Raw genomic sequence first — 25,536 nt, forward strand, 5'->3', positions numbered from 1 at the left:
CGCCGTCGTCATCGACGAGGCGGTCACCCTGGCCCGGTCGCTGTCGACCGACGAGTCGCCGGCCTTCGTCAACGGGCTGCTGGGCCGGCTGCTCGACCTGAAGCCGGAGCTCACCGCCGAGCCCGAGACCGAGCCGACGGAGCCAAGCGAGCCGACGGAGCCGACCGGGCCGACCGGGCCCACCGAGGAGCTGATGTCGGAGTCCGTGCCGCCGGCCGGGACCCCCGGACCGCGGTGATTGCACCCGACTCGCGCCGAGTTCGCCGCGGTCCGGGTGCATCGATCACGCTGACCTGATCATGTCCGTGAGGGGCGGCGGCCACGGGCCGAGCGTCAGTCGAGGGCGCGGCGGGCCTCCGGGTTGAGGACGCCCCAGGTGATGAGCTGCTCGGTGAGCTGCGAGGGGGTCTCGTCGTAGATGACCGCCAGCGTGCGAAGGTCCTCCTGCCGGATCGAGAGCACCCGGCCGTTGTAGTCGCCGCGCTGGGCCTGGATGGTCGCCGCGTAGCGGGCCAGCGGGCCGGCCTTCTCGGCCGGGACGACCTGCAGCTTCTCCAGGTCGATGATCAGCCGCGGCGGCGGCTCCGCGGCGCCGAGCGGGGTGCTGTCCGGCAGCAGCTCCGAGACCGGCACGGCGTAGAAGTCGGCCAGCTCGGCCAGACGCTGCACGGTCACCGCGCGGTCGCCGCGCTCGTAGGAGCCGACCACGACGGCCTTCCACCGCCCGTCGGACTTCTCCTCGACCCCGTGCAAAGAGAGGCCCTGCTGGGTGCGGATCGCCCGCAGGCGGCTCCCCAGGGCACGTGCGTACTCGGTCGGCATCTGGCGCTGCCCCCTCTGCCCCGGTCACCGGTCGTGACCGCATCTGTCCCACGTCCCCCGGACGAGGGGATCACCCGCTTATCGCGGTGACGCAGCGTGACGTTACGCAGCGTGACCAGTTTTCTTTGCGAATCATTGACCCACCCGATCGGCGCACCCTCGCGGCGCGGACCGGCGAGTCCGACACCGCGGACCGGCGAGTCAGTGCTGCGGTCGGCCGCGGCGGCACCGCGCACTGCTAGGTTGGCCGGGACAGCGAGACGTCCTTTAACGACCCGTCCTGAGAGGCGGGGAAGGAGGTCGGTCGGCGATGACGCCTACCCCGACGCCGGCGCCCCCGAGCGCGGCAGGCACCACCTCTGGCAGCCAGAGCCCCGCAAGCCGCAGGACCGTCCTGGAGACGGCCGACATCGCGCGGGCGCTGACCCGCATCGCCCACGAGGTCCTCGAGCGCAACAAGGGCGCCGACGGCCTGGTCCTGCTCGGCATCCCGTCCCGCGGCGTGCCCCTGGCGCACCGGCTGGCGGCCAGGATCGCCGAGGTGGAGGGCTCCGCGGTCCCGGTCGGTGCGCTCGACGTGACGATGTACCGCGACGACCTCCGCCTGCACCCGGCGCGGACCCTCGAGCACACCGACCTGCCGCCCGAGGGCGTCGACGGGCGCACGGTCGTGCTGGTCGACGACGTCCTCTTCTCCGGCCGGACCATCCGGGCCGCCCTCGACTCGCTCAACGACCACGGCCGGCCCAGCCGGGTCCAGCTCGCCGTCCTCGTCGACCGGGGGCACCGCGAGCTGCCGATCCGCGCCGACTACGTCGGCAAGAACCTCCCGACCTCCGCGGGCGAGCGGGTCCGCGTGCTGCTCGAGGAGCGCGACGGCTCCGACGCGGTCGTCATCGAGGGCGGGCCGCCGCCTCCCGGATCCCCAGCCCAGCACCGGTCGGACGTACGCCCGGAGGTGGCCCGGTGAAGTCGCACCTGCTCTCGGCCGCGGACCTGACCCGCGACGACGCCCTCCTCGTGCTGGACACCGCCGAAGAGCTCGCCCGGCTGGCCGACCGGCCGATCAAGAAGTTGCCGACCCTGCGCGGCCGCACCGTCGTCAACCTCTTCTTCGAGGACTCGACGCGCACCCGGATCTCCTTCGAGGCCGCGGCCAAGCGCCTCTCGGCCGACGTCATCAACTTCGCCGCCAAGGGCTCGAGCGTGTCAAAGGGCGAGAGCCTCAAGGACACCGCGCTGACCCTCGAGGCGATGGGAGCCGACGCCGTCGTCGTCCGGCACCACGCGTCGGGGGCTCCGCACCGGCTGGCGCACTCCGGCTGGATCCGAGGGTCGGTCGTCAACGCGGGCGACGGCACCCACGAGCACCCGACCCAGGCGCTGCTCGACGCCTTCACCATGCGGCGGCGGCTCAACGGCCACGACATCGCGACGGGCACCGATCTCGCGGGCCGCCGCGTCACGATCGTCGGCGACGTCCTGCACTCGCGCGTCGCCCGCTCCAACGTGCTGCTTCTGCACACGCTCGGCGCTGAGGTCACCCTCGTCGCGCCGCCGACGCTGCTGCCGGTCGGCGTCGACACCTGGCCGTGCTCGACCTCCTACGACCTCGACGGCGAGCTCGCCAAGAGCGACGTCGTGATGATGCTGCGGGTGCAGCGGGAGCGGATGAACCTGGAGGGGGGAGGGTTCTTTCCGAGCTCGCGCGAGTACTCCCGCCGCTACGGCCTCGACGGCGCGCGGATGGCGCAGCTGCCCGACCACGCGATCGTCATGCACCCGGGCCCGATGAACCGCGGCATGGAGATCGCCGCAGAGGTGGCCGACTCAGCACGGTCGACGATCGTCGAGCAGGTCACCAACGGCGTCAGCGTGCGGATGGCAGTGCTCTACCTGTTGCTCAGCGGCTCCGGAGAGGCGGTGCCGGCGTGAGCGGCGCACGCAGCGGACAGACGTACGTCGTCAGGGGTGCCCGGCTGCTCGGCGGTGAGCCGGCCGACCTGCTGCTCGAGGACGGTGCGGTAAGCGAGGTCGGGGCGGGTCTGGACCGGGCCGGCGCCGAGGTCGTCGACGCCGACGGGCTGGTCGCGCTGCCCGGGCTGGTCGACCTGCACACCCACCTGCGCGAGCCAGGCCGCGAGGACGCCGAGACGGTCGACACCGGCACGGCAGCCGCGGCTCTCGGCGGCTTCACCGCCGTGCACGCGATGGCCAACACCGACCCGGTCGCCGACACGGCGGGTGTGGTCGAGCAGGTCTGGCGGCTGGGCCGCGAGGCCGGGCACTGCGACGTGCGCCCGGTCGGTGCCGTCACCGTCGGGCTCGGCGGCGAGCGGCTCGCCGAGCTCGGCGCGATGGCCGACAGCGCCGCCCGGGTCAGGGTCTTCTCCGACGACGGCAAGTGCGTGAGCGACGCGGTGCTGATGCGGCGCGCCCTCGAGTACGTCAAGGCCTTCGGCGGCGTCGTCGCGCAGCACGCGCAGGAGCCGCGGCTCACCGAGGGCGCCCAGATGAACGAGGGCGAGCTCTCCGGGGTCCTCGGGCTGCAGGGCTGGCCGGCGGTCGCCGAGGAGGCGATCATTGCCCGCGACGTGCTGCTCGCAGCCCACGTCGGCTCGCGGCTGCACCTCTGCCACGTGTCGACGGCCGGCTCGGTCGAGATCCTGCGGTGGGCCAAGTCGAAGGGCTGGAACGTGACCGCCGAGGTTACGCCGCACCACCTGCTGCTGACTGACGAGCTGGCAGCGACGTACGACCCGACTTTCAAGGTCAACCCGCCGCTGCGCACCGCCGACGACGTCGCCGCGCTGCGCGAGGCGCTCGCCGACGGAACCATCGACGCGGTCGCCACCGACCACGCGCCGCACTCGCACGAGGACAAGGACTGCGAGTGGGTTGCGGCGGCCGTGGGGATGCTCGGCCTGGAGACCGCGCTGTCGGTCGTGCAGGAGGCGATGGTCGAGACCGGGCTGCTGGACTGGGCCGGGGTCGCCGACCGGATGTCGACCCGGCCGGCCCGCATCGGGCGGGTCGACGACCACGGCCGGCCGCTGGAGGCGGGTGCGCCGGCCAACCTGGTGCTCATCGACCCGGCCGCCCGGCGCGAGATCGACCCGTTCGCGCTGGCCTCGCGGTCGCGCAACACCCCCTACGCCGGGCGCACGCTGCCGGGCACGGTGGTCGCCACCTTCCTGCGCGGCCGGCCGACCGTACTCGACGGGAAGCTGGCCTGATGCCGGGCACCCCGGCGCTGCTGGTGCTCGAGGACGGCCGGTCGTTCCGCGGCGAGGCCTACGGCGCGGTGGGGGAGACCTTCGGCGAGGCGGTCTTCTCGACCGGGATGACCGGCTACCAGGAGACGCTGACCGACCCGTCCTACCACCGCCAGGTCGTCGTGATGACTGCACCGCACGTCGGCAACACCGGCGTCAACGACGAGGACCCCGAGTCGGCGCGGATCTGGGTGAGTGGCTACGTCGTGCGCGACCCGGCCCGCCGGCCGTCGTCGTGGCGGTCGTGCCGGTCGCTGGGGGAGGAGCTCGCGAGCCAAGGTGTCGTGGGCGTCAGCGGTGTCGACACCCGCGCCCTGACGAGGCACCTGCGCGAGCGCGGCGCGATGCGAGTGGGCATCACGTCGCTGGACACCGACGAGGCGTCGTTCCTGGCGCGGGTCCAGGACGCGCCGGCGATGGCCGGTGCCGACCTCACCGGCGAGGTCACCACGAAGCAGCCGTACGTCGTCGAGCCGGTCGGCGGCCCGCGCCGCTTCACGGTGGCCGCCCTCGACCTTGGCATCAAGGCGATGACGCCGCACCGGTTGGCCGAGCGGGGCGTCGAGACCCACGTGCTGCCCGCGACCTCGACCGCCGAGCAGGTGCTGGCCACCGCGGCCGACGGGGTCTTCCTGTCCAACGGGCCCGGCGACCCGGCGACCGCCGACCGGGCCGTCGCGCTGACGGCCGACCTGCTGGGCCGCGGCGTGCCGGTCTTCGGCATCTGCTTCGGCAACCAGGTGCTGGGCCGGGCGCTCGGGCTGACGACGTACAAGCTGCGCTACGGCCACCGTGGCATCAACCAGCCGGTCCAGGACCGCGCGACGGGTCGGGTCGAGGTGACCGCGCACAACCACGGCTTCGCGGTCGACGCGCCACGTGAGGGCAGCTTCGAGACGCCCTTCGGGGCCGCCGAGGTCAGCCACGTCTGCCTCAACGACGACGTGGTGGAGGGGCTGCGCTGCCTCGACGTGCCGGCCTTCTCGGTGCAGTACCACCCCGAGGCCGCCGCCGGTCCGCACGACGCGGCGTACCTCTTCGACCGCTTCTGCGCGCTCCTCGAGAGGACGGCCGCCTGATGCCCCGCCGTGACGACATCAGCAGCGTGCTGGTCATCGGCTCCGGCCCGATCGTGATCGGGCAGGCCTGCGAGTTCGACTACTCGGGCACCCAGGCCTGCCGGGTGCTGCGCGAGGAGGGCCTGCGGGTCGTCCTGGTCAACAGCAACCCGGCGACGATCATGACCGACCCCGAGTTCGCCGACGCGACCTACATCGAGCCGATCACGCCCGAGATCGTCACCAAGGTGATCGAGAAGGAGCGGCCCGACGCGCTGCTCGCCACCCTCGGTGGGCAGACCGCGCTCAACACCGCGATCGCACTGCACGAGGCGGGCGTCCTCGAGGAGTACGGCGTCGAGCTGATCGGTGCGAACGTCGACGCCATCCAGGCCGGGGAGGACCGCGAGCGGTTCAAGGAGATCGTGGCGACCATCGGTGCCGAGTCGGCCCGCAGCACGATCGGGCGCAACGTCGAGGACTGCGTCGCAGCGGCCGAGGACCTGGGCTACCCGCTGGTGCTGCGGCCGTCCTTCACGATGGGCGGCGCCGGCTCCGGCCTGGCCCGCGACGAGACGCAGCTGCGGCGGATGGCCGCGGCCGGCCTGCAGGCCAGCCCCACGACCGAGGTGCTCCTCGAGGAGTCGATCCTCGGCTGGAAGGAGTACGAGCTCGAGCTGATGCGCGACAAGGCCGACAACGTCGTGGTGGTCTGCTCGATCGAGAACCTCGACCCGATGGGCGTCCACACCGGCGACTCGGTCACCGTCGCGCCCGCGATGACGCTCACCGACCGCGAGTACCAGCGGCTGCGCGACATCTCGATCGACGTCATCCGCGCGGTCGGGGTGGACACCGGTGGCTGCAACATCCAGTTCGCCGTCGAGCCGACGACCGGCCGGGTCATCGTCATCGAGATGAACCCTCGGGTGTCGCGGTCCTCGGCGCTGGCGTCGAAGGCGACCGGCTTCCCGATCGCCAAGATCGCCGCCAAGCTGGCGATCGGCTACACCCTCGACGAGATCCCCAACGACATCACCCGCGAGACCCCGGCGTCCTTCGAGCCGACGTTGGACTACGTCGTGGTGAAGGTGCCGCGCTTCTCCTTCGAGAAGTTCCCCGGGGCCGACCCGACACTGACCACGCACATGAAGAGCGTCGGCGAGGCGATGGCGATCGGCCGGTCCTTCACCGAGGCGCTGCAGAAGGCGCTGCGGTCGCTGGAGCGCGGCGACGCGCCCTTCGACTGGCCGGCGCGCCCCGGTGACGAGCCGGCGGCCGACATCGTGGCGCGGGCGGCGGTGCCGCACGACGGGCGGCTGCGCGACGTGCAGCAGGCGCTGTGGGCCGGCGCGACCGTCGAGGAGCTGCACGACGCGACCGGCATCGACCCCTGGTTCCTCGACCAGGTCGAGCTGCTCAACGAGGTCGCCGCCGAGGTGCAGGACGCCAAGGAGCTCGACCGTGACCTGCTGGCGCGGGCCAAGCGGCACGGCTTCGCCGACGTGCAGATCGGCCGGCTGCGCGGGATGCCCGAGGACGTGGTGCGCGGTGTGCGGCACGCTCTGGGCATCCGGCCGGTGTTCAAGACCGTCGACACCTGCGCGGCCGAGTTCGCCGCGCTGACGCCCTACCACTACTCGTCCTACGACGAGGAGACCGAGGTGGCGCCGCGGGTCGAGCCGGCGGTGCTGATCCTGGGCAGCGGCCCCAACCGGATCGGTCAGGGCATCGAGTTCGACTACTCGTGCGTGCACGCGTCCTTCGCGCTGCGCTCGCAGGGCTACCGCACCGTGATGGTCAACTGCAACCCCGAGACGGTCTCGACCGACTACGACACCAGCGACCGGCTGTACTTCGAGCCGCTCACCCTCGAGGACGTGCTCGAGGTGGTGCACGCCGAGCAGACGGCCGGCCCGGTCGTCGGCGTCGTCGTGCAGCTCGGCGGCCAGACCCCGCTCGGCCTGGCGCAGCGGCTCAAGGAGGCCGGCGTGCCGATCGTGGGCACCAGCCCCGAGGCGATCCACCGGGCCGAGGACCGTCAGCAGTTCTCCGAGGTGCTCGAAGGCGCCGCCCTGGTGGCGCCCAAGCACGGCACCGCGACGTCCTTCGAGGGGGCCCGGCGGGTGGCGGCCACCATCGGCTACCCCGTACTGGTCCGGCCGTCCTACGTCCTCGGCGGCCGAGGCATGGAGATCGTCTACGACGACGACCAGCTCGCGACCTACATGGCCGAGGCGACCGAGGTGTCGGCCGACCGGCCGGTGCTGGTCGACCGGTTCCTCGACGACGCGGTCGAGATCGACGTCGACGCGCTCTTCGACGGCCAGGAGCTCTACGTCGGCGGCGTGATGGAGCACATCGAGGAGGCCGGCATCCACTCCGGCGACTCGGCCTGCGTGCTGCCGCCGGTGACCCTGGGCCGCGAGGAGGTCGAGCGGGTCCGCGAGCACACCCGGGCGCTCGCCGAGGGCATCGGCGTGCGCGGCCTGCTCAACGTGCAGTTCGCCCTTGCCGCCGGGGTGCTCTACGTCCTCGAGGCCAACCCGCGGGCCTCCCGGACGGCGCCGTTCGTGTCCAAGGCGACCGGCGTGCCGCTGGCCAAGGCGGCCGCCCGGGTGATGCTCGGCGCGACCGTCGCCGAGCTGCGCGCGGAGGCGCTGCTGCCGGCGAGCGGCGACGGCGCCGACCTGCCGCCCACCGGAGCCGGGCCGATGCCGGTCGCGGTCAAGGAGGCCGTGCTGCCGTTCAAGCGGTTCCGCACCGTGGAGGGCCGGGGCGTCGACCACATCCTCGGGCCTGAGATGCGCTCCACCGGCGAGGTCATGGGCATCGACGCCGCGTTCGGGACGGCCTTCGCCAAGAGCCAGGCCGCGGCGTACGGCGGCCTCCCGACCAAGGGCGCGGTCTTCGTGTCGATGGCCAACCGCGACAAGCGAGCGATGATCTTCCCGATGAAGCGGCTCGCCGACCTCGGCTTCCAGGTGCTCGCCACCGAGGGGACGGCCGACGTGCTGCGCCGCAACGGGGTCGAGGCCACGGTCGTGCGCAAGCACAGCGCGGGGCCGGGTCCGGACGGTGAGCCCACCGTCGTCGACCGGATCCTCGCGGGCGAGGTGGACATGGTGGTCAACACGCCGTCGGGCAGCCGGGCCCGCGCCGACGGCTACGAGATCCGGTCGGCGGCCGTCGCGATGGACCGGCCGATCATCACGACGGTCCAGGAGCTCGCCGCGGCGGTGCAGGGCATCGAGGCGCTCGGCCGCGGCGCGTTGGACGTCCGGTCGATCCAGGACTGGACGGCCGCCCTCCATGGAGCCCGCCCGTGACTGACAGCGCGACCCAGACCCGGCCGCTCCAGGTCAGCGGCGAGATCCTGGCGAGCCGCAGGGTCGGCGCCTACCACCACCTGACGCTGGTTGCCCCGGGCATCGCCGAGCGGGCCAGACCGGGGCACTTCGTCGCCCTGGCGGTCGGTGGCGAGCGCACCGGGTTGATCCTGCGCCGGGCCTTCTCGATCTACCAGTCGCGGGCGACTGGGGTCTACGGCGGCACCGTCGACGTCGTCGTCGGCGTCCACGGGGCGGGCACCCGGTGGCTGGCCGGGCAGCACCCGCACACCCCGGTCGACGTCGTCGGCCCGCTGGGCAAGCCCTTCTCGCTGCCGCGCGACGGTGGCGCCTCGGCGACGCTGGTCGGCGGCGGCTACGGCAGCGCCCCGCTCTTCGGGCTGGCCGAGGCGCTGCACAAGCGCGGCTGCCGGGTCGACTTCGTGCTCGGCGCGGCGAGCGCGGACCGCCTCTTCGGCGCCCTCGACGCCAAGCGGATGGCGGCCACCGTCGCGGTCACCACGGTCGACGGCTCGACCGGCACCCGCGGCGTCGTGACCGACGTGCTGCCCGAGCTGATGGCCCGCGCCGGCACCGACGTCGTCTACGCCTGCGGTCCGATGGGCATGCTGCGCGCGGTCAGCCGCCTCGCCGCCACCCACGGCGTCCCGTCGCAGTGCGCCGTCGAGGAGTCGATGGCCTGCGGCATCGGGGTGTGCATGACCTGCGTGCTGCCGGTGGTCGGCGACGACGGGCAGACCCGCATGGTGCGGTCGTGCGTCGAGGGCCCGGTCTTCGCCGGCGAGCGGGTGCGCTGGGACGACGTCGGCACCGTGCCGCCGGAGACGGTCGGCGCGCCCGCGGCGACCGGGACCGGAGGGCAGGCAGTGGCAACGGAAGGAGGCGTCCGGTGAGCTTCACCGTCCGCACCGTCGACGCACCGCGGGTGACCCAGCCCGACTGCGACCTGACCGCCGACCTCGGCGGGCTGTCGCTGCCCAACCCGGTGCTGACCGCGTCCGGCTGCGCCGCCGCCGGCCGCGAGCTGCACCAGTTCTTCGACGTCGCGGGGCTCGGAGCCGTCGTCACCAAGTCGATCATGCTGGCGGCCCGCTCGGGGCGGTCGACGCCGCGGATGGCCGAGACCCCGAGCGGCATGCTCAACTCGATCGGCCTGCAAGGTCCCGGCATCGACCACTTCCTGGAGCACGACCTGCCCTGGCTGCACGAGCACGGGGCGCGCGCGGTGGTGTCGATCGCCGGCGGCAGCGTCGAGGAGTTCGCCGAGCTGGCCCGCCGGCTGCGCGGCGCTCCCGGGCTGGCGGCCCTCGAGGTCAACATCTCCTGCCCCAACGTCGCCGACCGGGGCCTGGTCTTCGCCTGCAGCCCGACCGCCTCGGCCGACGTGGTCGGCGCGGTCCGGCGACACACCGCCCCGTCGGTCCCGGTCTTCGCCAAGCTCTCGCCGGACGTCACCGACATCGTCGACATCGCCCGGGCGTGCGTCGACGCCGGCGCCGACGGGCTGTCCCTGATCAACACGCTGCTCGGCATGGCGCTCGACCTCGACACGATGCGGCCGGTCCTCGGCGGGGTCACCGGAGGTCTGTCCGGCCCGGCTGTCAAGCCGGTCGCCGTGCGGTGCGTCTGGCAGGTCCACGCGGCCCTCCCGCACGTGCCCCTGATCGGCATGGGCGGGCTCCGCTCCGGCCTCGACGCCCTCGAGATGGTCCTTGCCGGCGCGTCGGCCGTGTCGGTCGGCACCGCCGTGTTCGGCGACCCCGGCGCCCCGATGCGCGTCCTGCGCGAGCTCGCCCGGGGCCTGACCGACCGCGGCTTCAGCAGCCTGCGCGAGGCCGTGGGGTACGCCCACCGGCCGCCGGAGGCGTCGTGACCACCGCCCCGGTCGCCCTCGCCCCGGTCGCCGTCGCCCTGGATGCGCCCGACCTCGAGACCGCCGTCGGCTGGGCGACCGCCGCCGGCCCGCACGTGAGCACCGTCAAGGTCGGCCTGCAGCTCTACCTCCGGCACGGCCGGGAGGCCGTCCTGGCCTGCCGCGAGGCGAGCGGCGGGCGCGACGTCTTCCTCGATCTCAAGCTGCACGACATCCCCAACACGGTGGCCGGCGCGGCCCGGTCGGTCGCCGACCTGGCGCCGGCCTACCTGACCGTCCACGCGAGCGGCGGGGCCGACATGGTGCGCGCCGCCGCCGAGGCGCTGCCCGCGACGATCGTCGCCGGCGTCACCGTCCTCACCTCGATGTCCGCCGAGCAGCTGGCCGCGGTCGGCTTCGCCGGCTCGCCGCTGGACACCGTCCGGCGTCTCGCCGTGCTCGCCGTCTCGGGCGGCGCGCGGGCGCTGGTGTGCTCCCCGCTGGAGGTGGCGGCGGTACGCCGCGAGGTCGGTCCCGGCGTGCGGCTGATCACGCCGGGCGTACGCCCCTCGGCCGGTGGGGCGGGCAGCACCGGGGACGACCAGGCCAGGGTGGCCACCGCCGAGCAGGCGCTCGCGGACGGGGCCGACCTGCTGGTCGTCGGCCGGCCGGTCACCGGAGCAGGCGACCTGACCCAGGTGGCAGCCGCGGCCCGCGACCTCGCGGCGGTGCTGGCCGCCTGAGCGCCGCTCAGTCGCGAGGGCCGTCGGCCTCGAGCTCGATGGCACCGGCAGCCCGGTCGGCCGCCGCCGTCTCGGTCGCGTGCAGCTTGGCCAGCAGCTGGAAACCGCCCCACATCTCGTCGTCGCCGGTGCGGCCCGCTCGGTGACCGCCATCGTGCCGATGCGGGCCCACACCAGGTCGGCGCGGGCGACGTCGCGGGCGATCGCCGGGTCGAGCAGGGAAGTCGGGTCGCCGGACGACGTCGAGGCCGTCGCTGACCCGGACTCGGCGTGCGCCGTGTCCCTCCCTCTGTACGCGCGAACCGACCGGACGTCCGGGGCCGTAGGTCGGACGACCGGTGGAGGTCGGTGGTCCGACGTTCGTACCGAGTCCGGCGCCGACGCGCCGCAGACCCGCGCCGAGTGCCCGACCCGCATTGCCCAGTGCGCGGCTGTGTCGCTAGGTTCCTGACCTGTACGCGCTTGGCCTGGACCATCTGTCTGCACGCACTGACGCCGAGGTGACTGCACGTGGCACTGCCCCCGCTGACCCCTGAGCAGAGGGCGGCAGCCCTCGAGAAGGCTGCGATCGCCCGACGCGAGCGGGCCGCGGTGAAGAACCGGCTCAAGCACTCGGGTGCCTCGCTGATCGAGGTGCTCAAGGAGGGCAGCCGCGAGGGCGGCAACGACATCGTCGGGAAGATGAAGGTTGCCTCGGTCCTCGAGTCGCTGCCCGGCGTCGGCAAGGTGCGCGCCCGCAAGATCATGGAGGAGATCGGCATCTCCGAGAGCCGCCGGGTCCGCGGGTTGGGCGCCCAGCAGATGGCGGCCCTGGAGCGGGAGTTCGGCGGCAGCGCCTGAGCACGCCCGCCGCTCACGGCGCGACAGATGACAAAGCGCCGGACGAGCGGGCTCGGCTGGTCGTCCTCTCGGGGCCGTCGGGCGTCGGCAAGAGCACGGTCGTGCGCGAGCTGCGGACCCACCACCCGCAGCTGTGGGTGTCCGTGTCGGCCACCACGCGGTTCCCCCGGCCCGGCGAGGTCGACGGCGTGCACTACCGCTTCGTGAGCCGCGAGCGGTTCGACGAGCTGGTCGCCGAGGACGGCTTCCTGGAGTGGGCGGAGTTCGCCGGCAACCGCTACGGCACGCCGCGGGCCCCGGTCGACGACCACCTGGTCGCCGGGCACCCGGTCCTGCTCGAGATCGACCTGCAGGGAGCCCGCCAGGTGCGGTGCGCGATGCCCGACGCCCGGCTGGTGTTCCTGACCCCGCCCAGCTGGGACGAGCTGGTGCGCCGGCTCACCGGCCGGGGCACCGAGCCGCCCGACGTCGTCGAGCGACGGCTCGCGGTCGCCCGGGAGGAGCTGGCCGCCGAGGGGGAGTTCGACCTGACGATGGTCAACACGAGCGTGCCGGACGTGGTCGCCCGCCTGTTAGCCTTGACGGGTACCGCGTGACGAACGCACGTGGTCCTGACCTGCACCTCTGCACCACGACCACGCACTGACCACCCACTGACGTCAGTTCTCCAACCGGAAGGCCCACCCGTGTCCGGGACCGTTGCCGCGCCTGAGGGCATCACCAACCCCCCGATCGACGAGCTGCTCGCCGCGACCGACTCGAAGTACAGCCTGGTCATCTACGCCGCGAAGCGCGCCCGCCAGATCAACGCCTACTACTCCCAGCTGGGCGAGGGCCTGCTCGAGTACGTCGGACCGCTGGTCGAGACCCACGTCCACGAGAAGCCGCTGTCCATCGCGATGCGCGAGATCAACTCCGGCATGCTGACCGTGGAGAAGGTCGACACCGAGTCCGAGGTCTGACCGGGCGGCCGTCGTGGCGCACCAGCCGCCGGACGTCCCTCCGGCGCCCGCCGGCGAGGGGGTCGGAGTTGTCCTCGGCGTCGGGGGCGGCATCGCGGCTTACAAGGTCGCCCACCTGCTGCGGCTGCTGACCGAGAGCGGGCACGACGTCCGCGTCGTCCCGACCGCCGCCGCCCTCGAGTTCGTGGGGGCGCCGACCTGGGCCGCCCTGTCAGGGCATCCCGTCACGGCCAGCGTGTGGGACGACGTCGAGCAGGTGCCGCACGTGCGGATCGGGCGCGCGGCCGAGCTGGTCGTCGTGGCCCCGGCGACCGCCGACCTGGTGGCCAAGGCGGCCCACGGCCTCGCCGACGACCTGCTCACCACGACGCTGCTCACCGCCACCTGCCCGGTGCTGATGGCCCCGGCCATGCACACCGAGATGTGGCAGCACCCGGCCACCCGGGCCAACGTCGAGACCCTGCGAGCCCGAGGCGTGCACGTCCTGGAGCCCGCCTCCGGACGGTTGACCGGCGCCGACACCGGCCCGGGCCGGCTGCCGGAGCCCGAGGAGATCTTCGCCGCCGCGACCCGGCTGCTCGGATCGGCGACCAGGTCCGCCGGCCACCGCGACCTGGCCGGGCGGCGGCTCGTCGTCAGCGCCGGCGGGACCCGCGAGCACCTCGACCCGGTGCGCTTCCTGGGCAACCGGTCCAGCGGCCGACAGGGTTACGCCCTCGCTCACACCGCCGCCGCCCGCGGCGCCGAGGTGGTGCTGGTCGCGGCCAACACCGCGCTCCCCGAGCCGCAGGGCGTGACCGTGATGCCGGTCGGGTCGGCCGAGGAGCTGCGCGACGTGGTGCTGGCGACGGCGGCCGAGGCCGACGCGGTGGTCATGGCCGCGGCCGTGGCCGACTTCCGGCCCCGAGACACCTCGACCACCAAGCTCAAGAAGGGTGCCGGCGAGCCCACCGAGATCGCGCTGGTCCGCAACCCGGACGTGCTCGCGGAGCTGGCCGCGGCGCCCCGCCGGCGCGCCGGCCAGGTGGTCGTCGGCTTCGCGGCCGAGACCGGCGACGCGGAGGGTGACGTCCTGGCGCACGGCCGCGCCAAGCTGGCCCGCAAGGGCTGCGACCTGCTCGTGGTCAACGAGGTGGGCGCGGCCGGGCACCCGACCGGGTTCGAGGGCAGGCAGAACGCCGCGGTGGTGCTCGGGTCGGACGGCAGCGAGACCCCGGTGCCCCTCGGCAGCAAGGAGGCGCTGGCCGAGGTCGTGTGGGACCTGGTGGCGGCCCGGTGGGGCAGCGCGGCGTCCCAGCGACGACGTACGACCGGCTCGTGACGCCGGACCGCTAGACTCGTGCGGCCGCCCCGGCCCCTGCGCCGGCGCCGCCGACCGGCAGTCGACCCCCCGTAGGAGCACCGTGTCCCGCCGCCTCTTCACGTCCGAGTCCGTCACCGAGGGCCACCCGGACAAGATCGCCGACCAGATCAGCGACTCGATCCTGGACGCGCTGCTCGCCGACGACCCGAGCAGTCGGGTCGCTGTCGAGACCCTGATCACGACCGGCCAGGTGCACGTGGCGGGCGAGGTGACCACCTCGACCTACGCCGACATCCCGGCGATCGTGCGCGAGCGGGTGCTCGACATCGGCTACGACTCGTCGGCCAAGGGCTTCGACGGCTACTCGTGCGGCGTGTCGGTGTCGATCGGCGGCCAGTCGCAGGACATCGCCCAGGGCGTCGATGACGCCTACGAACACCGAACGGGCGACCACAACCATCACATCTCGGATGACCCGCTGGACCGGCAGGGCGCGGGCGACCAGGGCCTGATGTTCGGCTACGCGTGCGACGACACCCCCGAGCTGATGCCGCTGCCGATCTGGCTGGCCCACCGGCTGGCCCAGCAGCTGGCGAGCGTCCGCAAGGACGGGGCGGTGCCCTACCTGCGCCCCGACGGCAAGACCCAGGTCACCATCGAGTACGACGGGGACCGCGCGGCCCGGCTCGACACCGTGGTCGTGTCCAGCCAGCACGCGTCGGACATCGCCCTCGAGTCGATGCTCGAGCCGGACATCGCCGAGCAGGTCGTCAAGCCGGTGCTCGACGGCGTGGACATCGACTCGGCCGGCTACCTCCTGCTGGTCAACCCGACCGGCCGGTTCGAGATCGGTGGCCCGATGGGCGACGCCGGCCTTACCGGGCGCAAGATCATCGTCGACACCTACGGCGGCATGGCCCGCCACGGCGGCGGCGCCTTCTCCGGCAAGGACCCGTCCAAGGTCGACCGCTCGGCCGCCTACGCGATGCGCTGGGTCGCCAAGAACGTCGTGGCCGCCGGGCTGGCCCGCCGCTGCGAGGTGCAGGTCGCCTACGCGATCGGCAAGGCGCACCCGGTCGGGCTCTTCGTGGAGACGTTCGGGACCGAGACCGTGCCGGTGGACCGGATCCAGAACGCCGTCACCGAGGTCTTCGACCTGCGCCCGGCCGCGATCATCCGCGACCTCGACCTGCTGCGGCCGATCTACCGCCAGACGGCGGCCTACGGCCACTTCGGCCGCGAGCTGCCCGACTTCACCTGGGAGCGCGCCGACCGGGTCGACGACCTGATGTCGGCGGCCAAGGCCTGACGCCCCGGCCACGCTGCTCTTGCGGAATTGATCACGCCAGCGTGATCGATGCACCCGAACCGAGGCGAATTCGCCGCGGTCCTGGTGCATCTGCCGCGGTCCAGCCGGTGTCCAGGGCGGCTGATGGGATGGGTCCGTGACGGGCGATCCGGCTGAGGCCGACCACGGTGCCGCGGGGGAGCAGCTCGCCCTGATGCGCTCGACCGCCCGGCGGGCCCGGGCCCGACCGCCGAAGCCACCCATCGAGGCGGCAGCCGTGCTCCCGGTGGCCCGGGTGGCCGTCGACGTCCCGCTGCCGCACCTGGACCGGCCGTTCGACTACCTCGTGCCGGCCGAGCAGGCCGAGTCGGCCCGGCCGGGGTGCCGGGTCCGCGTGCGGTTCGCCGGCCGGCTGGTCGACGGCTTCCTGCTCGAGCGGGTCGACACCTCGGAGCACCCAGGCAGGCTGGGCCCGGTGCACAAGGTGGTCTCGCCCGAGCCGGTGCTCAGCTCCGAGATCGCCCGGCTGGCCCGCGAGGTGGCCGACCACTACGCCGGGTCGATGGCCGACGTGCTGCGGCTCGCCGTCCCGCCGCGGCACGCGAGGGCCGAGGCGCAGGAGTCGGCCCCCGCGGCGACCGGTCAGGCACGTCCGGACCCGGGGCCCTGGGCCCGCTATCCCCGCGGGCCGGCGCTGCTGGACGCGGTGCACGCGGGTGGCGCCCCCCGCGCCGTCTGGTCGGCGCTGCCCGACGCCACCTGGCCGGACGAGATCGCATCGCTGGTCGCCACTGTCGTCGCCGGGGGCCGCGGTGCGCTGGTCGTCGTCCCCGACCACCGCGACGTCGACCGGGTCGCCGTCGCGGTCGGCCAGGTGCTGGGTCCCGGGGCGGCGACGGTGCTGACCGCCGACGCCGGCCCGTCGACCCGCTACGCGAGGTGGCTGACGGTCCGCCGCGGCCATTCCCGGGTGGTGGTCGGCACCCGGGCCGCCATGTTCGCGCCGGTCCGCGACCTGGGCCTGGCGGTGGTCTGGGACGACGGCGACGACCTGCACGACGAGCCGCGCGCGCCGTACCCGCAGGTGCGCACCGTGCTCGCGATGCGTTCCCGGCTGGAGGGCGCCGCCCTGGTGGTGGGCGGCTTCACCCGCACGGCGGAGGCGGCGTCGCTCGTCCGGTCCGGCTGGGCCGAGGACGTCTCGGCCACCCGCGACACGGTGCGACGGGTGGCACCGTCCGTGCGCGGGATCAGCGACGAGGTGGATCCGCGCGACCCGACCGGCCGGGCGGCAAGATTGCCGACCCTGGCCTGGCGGACCGCGGCGCAGGCGCTCCAGCACGGGCCGGTCCTCGTGCAGGTGCCGAGAGCGGGGTACGTCCCTGGACTGGCCTGCGCCACCTGTCGCGCACCGGCCCGGTGCGCTGTCTGCGCCGGCCGCCTCGGCTCCGGGGCCGCCGGCTCCACCCCGGCCTGCCGGTGGTGCGGCGTCGTCGCCACGGCCTGGTCCTGCCCGGCGTGCTCCGGCACCCGGCTGCGGGCGACGTCGGTCGGCTCCGGACGTACCGCGGAGGAGCTGGGCCGCGCGTTCCCCCGAACGCCCGTGCGCACCTCGAGCGCCGGTGGCGTGCTGACCATCGTGGGACCGGAACCCGCGCTGGTCGTGGCGACCCCCGGAGCCGAGCCGGTCGCGGAGACCGGTTACGCCGCAGCGCTGCTGCTCGACGGGTGGGCGCTGCTGCACCGGCCCGACCTGCGTGCCGCCGAGGAGGCGCTGCGCCGGTGGGCGGGCGCGGCCGCCCTGGTCCGTCCCGGGCCTGACGGCGGCCGAGTGGTCGTCGTCGCCGAGTCGACTGCCCCCGCCGTGCAGGCGCTGGTGCGGTGGGACCCGGTGACCTTCGCCGACCGTGAGCTCGCCGACCGGGCTGCGCTGCGGCTGCCGCCGGAGGCCCTCATGGTGTCCCTCACCGGCGAGCCGGCCGCCCTGCAGGCGCTGGTCGCCGCCTCGGCGCTGCCCGACGGGGCCGACGTACTGGGGCCGGTGCCGGCCGCCGAGGCCGGGCAGGAGAGGCTGCTCGTCCGCGCCCCGCGCAGCCTCGGTCGGCAGGTGGTCGCCGTCCTGCGGGCCGGTTCGGGCGTGCGCAGCGCCCACAAGGACGCGGGCAGCGTGCGCATCCAGGTGGACCCGAGGGAGGTGGCGTGAGCGCACGGCAGGCCGACGCGGTGGTCTTCGACCTCGGCGGGGTCCTCGTCGACTGGGACCCCCGGCGGCTCTACCGGACCCTGCTCGGCTCGGACGAGGAGATCGAGGAGTTCTTCGACGAGGTCGACTTCGTCGCCTGGAACCACGCCCTCGACGCTGGAGAGCGCACCTGGGCCGAGGCGGTGGCCGACCACGGGGCACGGTTCCCGCACCGGCGGGAGCTGCTCGCCGCCTACCCGGATCGCTTCTCGGAGACCCTCGGCGGGGTGATCGACGGGACCGTCCGGCTGGTCGAGGAGCTGCACGGCGCTGGCGTCCGGCTGCTCGCCCTGACCAACTGGTCGGCCGAGCTGTTCCCGCACGCTCGCGAGCGCTTCGCCTTCCTGCGGCTGTTCGAGGCGGTCGTCGTGTCGGGCGAGGAGCGGCTGGCCAAGCCGGATCCACGGCTCTACGACCTGCTGCTGTCGCGGCACGGCCTCGACCCGGCCGGCACGGTCTTCGTCGACGACCGCGAGGTCAACGTCGAGGCGGCCCGGGCTGCGGGGATGATCGGGGTGGTCTTCACCGACCCAGACCAGCTGCGGCGTGACCTCGCCCGCGCGGGTGTGTCGGGGCTGCGGCGCACCGGCTGAGCGGCGCAGTGCGTACGCCGCGCCGGCTCAGCGGCGCAGTGCGTACGCCGCGCCGGCCGGTCAGCCGCGCCGTCGCCGGATGAGGCTCACTCCGTCGCGGACGGTCAGCATCACCACCTCGACCCGATCGTCGGCGACCACGTGGTCGTTGAACGCGCGCAGGGCGCGAGTGCTGTCGTCCTCGTCGTCGGTCGGTGGGTCGACCAGTCGACCGCTCCACAGCACGTTGTCCGCGAGGATCACCCCGTCCGGCGCCAGCTTGGGCAGGACGGCCTCGTAGTAGGCCAGGTAGCCCGGCTTGTCGGCGTCGATGAAGACCAGGTCGAACGGGCCGTCCAAGGTCTGGACGGTCTCGATGGCCGGGCCGACCCGGATCTCGATCCGGTCGGCGTAGGGGCTCGCCGCGATGTGCTCGCGGGCGATCGCGACGTGCTCCTCACTGATGTCGCAGGTGACGATGTGCCCACCCGGCGGCAGCGCCTCGGCCATCGACAGCGCGCTGTAGCCGGTGAAGGTGCCGATCTCGAGCACCCGGGCCGGCTGCAGCATCGCCACGACCGCCGCGAGGAACCGACCCTCCAGCGTCCCCACCATCATCCCGGGCGCGGTGGTGCGCGCCCGGGTGTTCTCGGCAACGGTGGCGAACCACGCCGGCTCCCGGCTGGTGTGCTCGACGGCGTACTGCTCGACTCTGGGGTCGGCGATGTCGATGTCGGTCATCGGTGGCTACCTCGCGACCGCCCCCGGCACCCGGACATCGACCCAGACCTCGCGGTGGTCCGACGTCGGGACGGGGAACCCCGGGCCCGTGAGGTAGAAGTACGGCTGCTCGTCGGTGGGCCAGAAGATGCCGCCGCCGACGATCCGGAGGTTCTTGCTGGGCAGGACGTAGTCGGCCCGCAGGTTGCCGGGCCCGCTGCACGGCGGCGCCACCGCGGTGTCGCAGAAGTCGGCCGTGTCCTGCGCGGGGTCGGAGCGGTGCGTGAGGTTGAGCGCGTCCTGCGTCTCGGCCGCCCAGGGGCCGCCGTCGCTGGTCGGCGCCTGGTTGGCGTTGACCCGCGGGTCGTCCAGCAGCTGCTGGGTGCTGCCGGGCACGCTGTCCCCGTCGAGGGGGTCCGAGTTCAGGTCACCGGCGATGACGAAGCTCGCCCCGGGTGTGAGCCCGCCCCTTTCGCCCTCGTCGTCGTAGATGTAGCCCGAGTGCGAGGGGCGGACGTAGTCGGCCCAGAACCGGATCTCGTCGTGGTTGCGGGTGCCGTTGCGGTCCTCCGGCCCGTCGAACACCGGCGGGGTCGGGTGGCTGACCAGGAAGTGGACCGTGCGACCGGCCACGTCCAGCGGCACGTCCCAGTGGCTCTTCGACGACAGGCGGAAGACATCGAGCTCGGCGGGGGAGTACCAGTCGGCCGGGGCCGCGGTGGCCGGGTCGTCCGGCAGCATCGCGCCGGGCATGTCCTTCCACAGGAACGTCTGGAAGGTGCGGACGGCCTCGGTGCGGATCGGGTACCTGGAGTAGACCGCCATGCCGTACTGGCCGGGGTAGACGCCGAAGCCGAACGAGTCGTCGCCGTAGGCGTTGTCACCCGGCGTGGTGTCGGTGACGCCGTTGTTGTTGAGGTCGAAGCCGGACGAGATGCCGGTGTTGCTCGGCGCGCTGTAGCGGTAGGGATAGCTGATCGGCACCGACCCGTGGTGCGGCACGGACAGGTAATTGTCCTGGAACAGCCGCAGCGCGGTCCCGGCGGCGTCGTAGTCGAACTCGTTGACCAGCAGGACGTCGGGCCGGACCCGCTGGATCGTCTCCGCCACGTTGGCGGCCTGGACGTTCGTGGTCGTCGAGAGGTCGGCCACAAGGGCGCCCTCGGCGGACCGGTTGAGCGAGGCGTTGAACGTGGAGAACCGCACCGGCTCGGGACCCGCACCGGCGGCGGGCGGGGCGGCCAGCGTGGTCAGGGCGGCCAGCGCGGTGCCCAACGTGACGGCCAGCGCGGTGCCCAGCGCGACGGCCGGCGCGGTGGCCAACGTGCCGGCCGGCGAGACGGTCGGGACCGCGTCCGACCGAGCGGCGCGACGTCGGGTGGTGAGCATGGGTCCTCCTGGCTGCGGAATCGCCCTATCTGACCGCATTACCGCCGGCGGCGGAAGGGGGCGGCGCGAGTTCGTAGACTGGTCGTCCCGACGTCGTCCGCCCGCAAGGAGCTCTCGTGCCCGTCCAGCCCATCCGGCTCTTCGGCGACCCGGTGCTGCGCACGCCCGCCGAGCTGGTCGTCGACTTCGACAAGGAGCTGCGCCAGCTGGTCAAGGACCTGCAGGAGACGATGCTCGAGGCGCCCGGTGTCGGGCTGGCGGCCCCGCAGATCGGCGTCGGGCTCCGGGTGTTCACCTACCACGTCGACGACACCCTGGGGCACCTGGTCAACCCGGTGCTCGACCTCTCCGACGAGGAGCAGGAGGACGACGAGGGCTGCCTGTCCTTCCCGGGGCTCGCCTTCCCGACCAAGCGCTCGTGGAGCGTCGTCGCCAAGGGGCAGGACATGCACGGTGAGCCCGTCACCGTCGAGGGCACCGAGCTGCTCGCCCGCTGCGTGCAGCACGAGACCGACCACCTGGACGGGGTGCTCTTCATCGACCGCCTCGACAAGACGCAGCGCAAGCTGGCGCTCAAGGCGATCCGTGAGGCCGAGTGGGCGGGCGAGACCGCCCCGCCGGTCAAGCTGTCGCCGCACGCCTTGCACGGCCGGGCCCTCTAGCGCGGCCGCCTCCTCCATGCGCCTGGTCCTCGCCGGCACCCCCGAGGTCGCCGTCCCCTCGCTGGACGCCCTGCTCAACTCAAGCCACGACGTCGTCGCGGTGCTGACTCGCCCCGACGCACCGGCCGGCCGGGGCCGGCGGCTGGTCGCCTCGCCGGTGGCCCGGCGCGCCGAGGAGGCCGGCGTCGAGGTCCTCCGGGCCGCGCGGCTCTCCGACCCCGGCGTCATGGACCGGCTGCGCGAGCTCGCCCCCGACTGCTGCCCGGTGGTCGCCTACGGCGCCCTGGTGCCTGCCGACGCGCTGTCACTGCCGCCGCACGGCTGGGTCAACCTGCACTTCTCGCTGCTGCCGGCCTGGCGCGGTGCGGCGCCGGTGCAGCACGCGCTGCTGCATGGCGACCAGGTCACCGGCGCCAGCGTCTTCCAGCTCGAGGCGGGTCTCGACACCGGCCCCCTCTACGGCGTCATGACCGAGCAGGTGCGCCCCCGGGACACCAGCGGCGAGCTGCTCGAGCGGCTGGCCGTCGCCGGCGCGGCCTTCCTCGTCGCCACCCTCGACGCGATCGAGCGCGGCGAGGTCGTCGCGGTGCCGCAGCCGAGCGACGGCGTGTCGTACGCCCCGAAGCTCTCCACCGACGACGCCCGCGTCGACTGGCAGCGCCCCGCCTTCCACGTCGACCGGCAGGTGCGTGCGTGCACCCCCGCGCCGGGCGCCTGGACCTCGGGGGGCGGCGAGCGGGTCGGCCTCGGGCCGGTCGAGCCGGCCGGCGCCAGCACGCTCGCGCCGGGTGCCGTCGCTGTCGGGCGGCGCGACGTGCTCGTGGGCTGCGGCGACGGGCAGGCGGTCCGGCTCGGCGAGGTGCGTCCGGCCGGCAAGCGTCCGATGGCAGCCGACGCATGGGCCCGCGGCGTGCGCGACCTCGACGGCTCGGGGTTCGGGACGTGACCGGCGGCCCGCCGCGCCGCCGCCGGCCGCCGGGCCGTCGCAGCGGGTCGCCGCCGGCCCGCCGGGACCGGCCGCAGCCGGACGCCGCCCGGCTGGCCGCGTTCCACCTGCTGCGCGCGGTCGACGAGCGCGACGCTTACGCCAACCTGGTGCTGCCCGGGCTCCTGCGCGAGCGCGGGCTCGACGGGCGCGATGCCGGCTTCGCCACCGAGCTGGGCTACGGGACGCTGCGCGGTCGCGGGACGTACGACGCGGCGCTCGATGCCTGTGTCGACCGCCCCCTCGGGTCGGTCGACCCGCCGGTCCTCGACCTGCTCCGACTGGGTGCCCACCAGCTGCTCGCCATGCGGGTGCCGCCGCACGCGGCGGTCGGCGCGACGGTCGAGTTGGCCCGCGCCGCGGTCGGCGAGGGCGCGGGGTCCTTCGTCAACGCAGTGCTGCGCAAGGTCGCGCGCCGGGACCTGCCGGGGTGGGTCGCCGAGGTGGCCCCGCCCCTTGCGAGCGACCCGGTCGGCCACCTCGCGGTCGCGCACTCGCACCCGACGTGGGTGGTGACCGCCCTGCGCGACGCGCTCGGCGGCGACCTCGACGAGACCGCGGCGGCGCTGCGGTCGGACAACGTGCCGGCCGAGGTCACCCTGGTGGCGCGGCCCGGTCGGGCCACCGTCTCCGAGCTGGTGGCGTCGGGCGCCCGGGCGAGCGACCTGTCGCCGTACGCCGCGCTCCTGCCCGGCGGCGATCCCGGTGACCTCACCGCTGTGCGTGAGGGTCGGGCCGGTGTCCAGGACGAGGGCAGCCAGCTGGTCGCGCTAGCCCTGGCCAGAGCCGAGGTGGAGTCCGCGGAGCCCGAGCGATGGCTGGACGTGTGCGCCGGGCCGGGCGGCAAGGCGGCGCTGCTCGGGGCGCTCGCCCGGGAACGCGGTGCTGCTCTGCTGGCCGGTGAGCTCGCGCCGCACCGCGCCGGGCTGGTGCGGCGGGCCACGGGTGCCGATGCGTCGGTCGTCGTGGTCGACGGGCGGACACCGGCGTGGGCCGACGATACGTTCGACCGGGTGCTGCTGGACGCGCCGTGCACCGGGCTGGGTGCGCTGCGGCGCCGGCCGGAGGTGCGGTGGCGCCGGCAGCCGGCCGACGTCGCACCGCTGGTCGCGCTGCAGACCGACCTGCTGTGGGGGGCGATCGACGCGGCCCGTCCCGGTGGCGTGGTCGCCTACGTCACCTGCTCGCCTGTCCTCGCCGAGACGCGCGGCGTTGTCGGCGACGTGCTGCGCCGGCGCCCCGACGTGGAGCGGGTCGACGCCCGGCCGCTGCTGCCCGGCGTACCGTCGCTCGGCCCCGGCCCGGACGTCCAGCTGTGGCCGCACCGCCACGGCACCGACGCGATGTACATCGCGCTGCTCCGGCGGCTCTGACGCCGACGGTCCTAGACTCCGCGGCCATGGGCGTGCAGATCTCTCCGAGCATCCTCTCGGCCGACTTCACCGATCTCGCGTCGGAGGTCGCCCGCATCGCGCCCGCCGCCGACTGGGTGCACGTCGACGTGATGGACAACCACTTCGTGCCCAACCTGACGCTCGGCCTGCCGGTCATCGAGCGGCTGGCCGCGGTGTCGACGCTGCCGCTCGACGTGCACCTGATGATCGAGGACGCCGACCGGTGGGCGCCCGAGTACGCCTCGGCCGGTGCCCGCTCGGTGACCTTCCACGTCGAGGCCGCGCAGGCGCCGGTGCGCCTGGCCCGGACCCTGCGCTCGGCGGGTGTGCGGGCCGGCATGGCGCTGCGACCGGCGACCGCTGTCGAGCCCTACGCCGAGCTGCTGCCCGAGATCGACATGCTGCTGGTGATGACGGTGGAGCCGGGGTTCGGCGGGCAGAAGTTCCTCGACCTGGCGCTGCCCAAGGTTCGGGCGGCCCGCGAGCTGATCAAGGGTCGGGACCTTGCCCTGTGGCTGCAGGTCGACGGGGGCGTTTCCGCGGAAACCATCGAGCGCTGCGCCGAGGCCGGAGCGGATGTGTTCGTCGCCGGCTCGGCGGTGTACGGCGCCGACGACCCGGCTGCCGTGGTCGAGTCGCTGCGCAGCCAGGCCGAGCGGGTGACCGCCGGCTCCTGGTGGGCCGGCCACTGACCCGCAGCCGAGCGCTTGGTGGCCTGGTCGCCTGCTAGGTAGCTGCGCGGTAGCCGTGCGGTAGCCGGCTGGCGGGGTTGCCCGGTCGCGTCCCGTTGCGGCTGCCAGTCACGAATCGCGGCGCAACGACCTTCGCCATGCGTGGCCCCTGGCTAGGCATGCCGTTGCGCCGCGATTCGTGCGCAACGGGACTCGGTGCGGTCCTCCAGCAGCACCTTGACGGGCGCAGCGGTGTGTGCCTTCCGGATCGACGGCGTCAGGAACCGCGATTCCGGGCCTGCCCGACCACGGATCCGGAAAGGACGCTCCGGATGCAGCAGTCCCGCCCTTCGTGCTTCGACCAACCGGTGCTGTTGTCGACACAACGACTTCGTCCAGGTGTGAGCCGGCCCCGCCCAGCCAGCTGTGCCGAAGGGTCGGCATCAACTGGCCCGGCGCGATGCCACTCGAAACCGGTCCCGTCACGGCTGTTGCAGCACCCACGGGCAGCCGGCTCGATTGCTGTGGATGACCTCTGGGCCGATCCGAGTCGTCCCGTTATGCTCCCGGGCCATGCGGGGACCGACGGGGACGGTGCTGCTTCGCTGCGTGCTGGTGGCGGGACTGCTGCTCGTTCCCGGCTGCACCGACGATCCCGAGGAGCCCGGCACCCTGCCCACACGGTCGCAGAGCCGCACGCCAACGACGACGTCGGCGTCCCCAGACACCCCGGAAGCGCAGATCGAAGCGACGATGCAGGACTACTTCGCTGCATTCAACCGCGCGTTCGCAACAGGGAAGGTGTCCGAACTGCGGAAATTCAGCACTGATGGGTGCCCGTGCCGTGATTCTGCCGATCGGATTGCAAGGACTTTCAACTCAGGTGGTCGATTCGAAGGCGCCGAGTATTCGGTGAAATCGATCAGGGTTCATGACGTCGAGGGCAGAACCGGCCTGGCCGAGGTCGTTGCGCTCGTCCCTCCGTATAAAGTCTTCGACGGGAGCGGAAAGGTGACCGAGAACTCCGCAGGAGGACAGCTGCACACCGATTACTCCCTGGTGAAGCAGTCAAGCGGTGAATGGATCATCGGCAACTCGCTGGATTTCGAATGAAGCACCGCGCTCGCTGGACCGCGCTCATCGCCCTGGTGGTAGCAATAGTAATCCTGGGCCCTCCCCCGATGACCGCAGAGGCGGAGGACGAACCTCAGTGCACGCTGTGTGGTGACGGCGGCGAGCCCACGACTGAGGGTGACCAGTCCACTGGCTCTGTCGTGACGTCGGGCGTGCAGTTCCCGGGGGTTGATGCTGACAGCGCACTGGGCAAGGCGACCGCGGCACATGCTGATTGCCGCGGCTGCGAGTGGATCATCAGCCCTGCCTGCATCGCGAACGGTGCCGGGGACAG

Annotated in this window: 24 protein-coding genes; 21 read left to right on the plus strand and 3 right to left on the minus strand. The window is 73.6% G+C overall.

Annotated features, from left to right (window positions below; all coding sequences use genetic code 11):
* The coding region (locus VK640_10175; GenBank protein HTE73549.1) for a transcription antitermination factor NusB at positions 1–238 on the plus strand (238 nt) is incomplete at its 5' end.
* 95 nt (positions 239–333) lie between these two features.
* Here VK640_10175 and VK640_10180 read toward each other — a convergent pair.
* Entirely contained in the window at positions 334–822 is a 489-nt protein-coding gene (locus VK640_10180) for a transcriptional regulator (protein ID HTE73550.1), read from the minus strand.
* A 310-nt stretch (positions 823–1,132) separates the two neighbouring features.
* Between VK640_10180 and pyrR the strand changes: the two genes are divergently transcribed.
* From pyrR to VK640_10255, 15 genes are all read left to right on the plus strand, one after another.
* Positions 1,133–1,792 carry a bifunctional pyr operon transcriptional regulator/uracil phosphoribosyltransferase PyrR gene (pyrR, locus tag VK640_10185; GenBank protein HTE73551.1) on the plus strand — a complete coding sequence of 220 codons (660 nt, stop codon included), beginning with the start codon at positions 1,133–1,135 and terminating at the stop codon, positions 1,790–1,792.
* Positions 1,789–2,757, plus strand: a complete 969-nt coding sequence (locus tag VK640_10190) for an aspartate carbamoyltransferase catalytic subunit (protein HTE73552.1) — start codon at positions 1,789–1,791, stop codon at positions 2,755–2,757. The genes pyrR and VK640_10190 overlap by 4 nt, the downstream gene beginning before the upstream one ends.
* Complete coding sequence (locus VK640_10195; GenBank protein HTE73553.1) at positions 2,754–4,058, plus strand: dihydroorotase; 1,305 nt, start codon at positions 2,754–2,756, stop codon at positions 4,056–4,058. The genes VK640_10190 and VK640_10195 overlap by 4 nt, the downstream gene beginning before the upstream one ends.
* A complete protein-coding gene (gene carA, locus VK640_10200) occupies positions 4,058–5,176 on the plus strand; it encodes a glutamine-hydrolyzing carbamoyl-phosphate synthase small subunit (GenBank protein ID HTE73554.1) in 1,119 nt (372 codons plus the stop codon). The genes VK640_10195 and carA overlap by 1 nt, the downstream gene beginning before the upstream one ends.
* Positions 5,176–8,484: a carbamoyl-phosphate synthase large subunit gene (gene carB, locus VK640_10205; protein ID HTE73555.1), complete on the plus strand. Its 3,309-nt coding sequence runs from the start codon at positions 5,176–5,178 to the stop codon at positions 8,482–8,484. The genes carA and carB overlap by 1 nt, the downstream gene beginning before the upstream one ends.
* Positions 8,481–9,398 carry a dihydroorotate dehydrogenase electron transfer subunit gene (locus VK640_10210; protein ID HTE73556.1) on the plus strand — a complete coding sequence of 306 codons (918 nt, stop codon included), beginning with the start codon at positions 8,481–8,483 and terminating at the stop codon, positions 9,396–9,398. Before carB ends, VK640_10210 begins: the two co-directional genes overlap by 4 nt.
* A 53-nt stretch (positions 9,399–9,451) precedes the next feature.
* Positions 9,452–10,378, plus strand: a complete 927-nt coding sequence (locus VK640_10215; GenBank protein ID HTE73557.1) for a dihydroorotate dehydrogenase — start codon at positions 9,452–9,454, stop codon at positions 10,376–10,378.
* Complete coding sequence (gene pyrF / locus VK640_10220) at positions 10,375–11,100, plus strand: orotidine-5'-phosphate decarboxylase (GenBank protein HTE73558.1); 726 nt, start codon at positions 10,375–10,377, stop codon at positions 11,098–11,100. The genes VK640_10215 and pyrF overlap by 4 nt, the downstream gene beginning before the upstream one ends.
* Positions 11,101–11,610: 510 nt before the next feature.
* Complete coding sequence (mihF, locus tag VK640_10225) at positions 11,611–11,940, plus strand: integration host factor, actinobacterial type (GenBank protein ID HTE73559.1); 330 nt, start codon at positions 11,611–11,613, stop codon at positions 11,938–11,940.
* Positions 11,937–12,536, plus strand: coding sequence for a guanylate kinase (gmk, locus tag VK640_10230; GenBank protein HTE73560.1), 600 nt, complete (start codon positions 11,937–11,939; stop codon positions 12,534–12,536). The genes mihF and gmk overlap by 4 nt, the downstream gene beginning before the upstream one ends.
* A 90-nt stretch (positions 12,537–12,626) precedes the next feature.
* Positions 12,627–12,902 (plus strand): DNA-directed RNA polymerase subunit omega, encoded by a 276-nt coding sequence (gene rpoZ / locus VK640_10235; protein ID HTE73561.1) that lies wholly within the window; start codon positions 12,627–12,629, stop codon positions 12,900–12,902.
* 13 nt (positions 12,903–12,915) lie between these two features.
* Entirely contained in the window at positions 12,916–14,223 is a 1,308-nt protein-coding gene (gene coaBC / locus VK640_10240) for a bifunctional phosphopantothenoylcysteine decarboxylase/phosphopantothenate--cysteine ligase CoaBC (GenBank protein ID HTE73562.1), read from the plus strand.
* A gap of 82 nt (positions 14,224–14,305) precedes the next feature.
* Positions 14,306–15,514: a methionine adenosyltransferase gene (gene metK, locus VK640_10245; GenBank protein HTE73563.1), complete on the plus strand. Its 1,209-nt coding sequence runs from the start codon at positions 14,306–14,308 to the stop codon at positions 15,512–15,514.
* Between the two features lie 136 nt (positions 15,515–15,650).
* Entirely contained in the window at positions 15,651–17,696 is a 2,046-nt protein-coding gene (locus tag VK640_10250; protein HTE73564.1) for a primosomal protein N', read from the plus strand.
* Complete coding sequence (locus tag VK640_10255; protein HTE73565.1) at positions 17,693–18,328, plus strand: HAD family phosphatase; 636 nt, start codon at positions 17,693–17,695, stop codon at positions 18,326–18,328. The genes VK640_10250 and VK640_10255 overlap by 4 nt, the downstream gene beginning before the upstream one ends.
* Positions 18,329–18,388: 60 nt before the next feature.
* Here the strand turns inward: VK640_10255 and VK640_10260 are convergent, their stop codons facing one another.
* Together VK640_10260 and VK640_10265 are read right to left on the minus strand one after the other, a co-directional pair.
* Positions 18,389–19,048, minus strand: a complete 660-nt coding sequence (locus VK640_10260) for an O-methyltransferase (protein HTE73566.1) — start codon at positions 19,046–19,048, stop codon at positions 18,389–18,391.
* A 6-nt stretch (positions 19,049–19,054) separates the two neighbouring features.
* Entirely contained in the window at positions 19,055–20,416 is a 1,362-nt protein-coding gene (locus VK640_10265; protein ID HTE73567.1) for an endonuclease/exonuclease/phosphatase family protein, read from the minus strand.
* A gap of 116 nt (positions 20,417–20,532) precedes the next feature.
* Between VK640_10265 and def the strand changes: the two genes are divergently transcribed.
* The 5 genes from def to VK640_10290 all read left to right on the plus strand — a co-directional run bounded on the left by def (position 20,533) and on the right by VK640_10290 (position 25,241).
* Positions 20,533–21,078 carry a peptide deformylase gene (gene def, locus VK640_10270; protein HTE73568.1) on the plus strand — a complete coding sequence of 182 codons (546 nt, stop codon included), beginning with the start codon at positions 20,533–20,535 and terminating at the stop codon, positions 21,076–21,078.
* Between the two features lie 16 nt (positions 21,079–21,094).
* Positions 21,095–22,024 carry a methionyl-tRNA formyltransferase gene (fmt, locus tag VK640_10275; GenBank protein ID HTE73569.1) on the plus strand — a complete coding sequence of 310 codons (930 nt, stop codon included), beginning with the start codon at positions 21,095–21,097 and terminating at the stop codon, positions 22,022–22,024.
* A gap of 92 nt (positions 22,025–22,116) precedes the next feature.
* Complete coding sequence (locus VK640_10280) at positions 22,117–23,436, plus strand: transcription antitermination factor NusB (protein ID HTE73570.1); 1,320 nt, start codon at positions 22,117–22,119, stop codon at positions 23,434–23,436.
* A 26-nt stretch (positions 23,437–23,462) separates the two neighbouring features.
* Positions 23,463–24,149, plus strand: a complete 687-nt coding sequence (gene rpe, locus VK640_10285) for a ribulose-phosphate 3-epimerase (protein HTE73571.1) — start codon at positions 23,463–23,465, stop codon at positions 24,147–24,149.
* Positions 24,150–24,701: 552 nt separating this feature from the next.
* Complete coding sequence (locus VK640_10290; protein HTE73572.1) at positions 24,702–25,241, plus strand: hypothetical protein; 540 nt, start codon at positions 24,702–24,704, stop codon at positions 25,239–25,241.
* The last annotated feature ends 295 nt before the right edge of the window (positions 25,242–25,536 follow it).

The sequence above is a fragment of the Actinomycetes bacterium genome (assembly GCA_035489715.1).
Classification (GTDB): domain Bacteria; phylum Actinomycetota; class Actinomycetes; order JACCUZ01; family JACCUZ01; genus DATHAP01.

Bases quoted from the DNA above. Each gene is read 5' to 3' on its own strand.
- VK640_10180 (HTE73550.1), bottom strand. From the start codon at position 822: ATGCCGACCGAGTACGCACGTGCCCTGGGGAGCCGCCTGCGGGCGATC.
- pyrR (HTE73551.1), top strand. From the start codon at position 1,133: ATGACGCCTACCCCGACGCCGGCGCCCCCGAGCGCGGCAGGCACCACC.
- carA (HTE73554.1), top strand. From the start codon at position 4,058: ATGCCGGGCACCCCGGCGCTGCTGGTGCTCGAGGACGGCCGGTCGTTC.
- carB (HTE73555.1), top strand. From the start codon at position 5,176: ATGCCCCGCCGTGACGACATCAGCAGCGTGCTGGTCATCGGCTCCGGC.
- VK640_10260 (HTE73566.1), bottom strand. From the start codon at position 19,048: ATGACCGACATCGACATCGCCGACCCCAGAGTCGAGCAGTACGCCGTC.
- VK640_10265 (HTE73567.1), bottom strand. From the start codon at position 20,416: ATGCTCACCACCCGACGTCGCGCCGCTCGGTCGGACGCGGTCCCGACC.
- fmt (HTE73569.1), top strand. From the start codon at position 21,095: ATGCGCCTGGTCCTCGCCGGCACCCCCGAGGTCGCCGTCCCCTCGCTG.
- rpe (HTE73571.1), top strand. From the start codon at position 23,463: ATGGGCGTGCAGATCTCTCCGAGCATCCTCTCGGCCGACTTCACCGAT.
- VK640_10290 (HTE73572.1), top strand. From the start codon at position 24,702: ATGCGGGGACCGACGGGGACGGTGCTGCTTCGCTGCGTGCTGGTGGCG.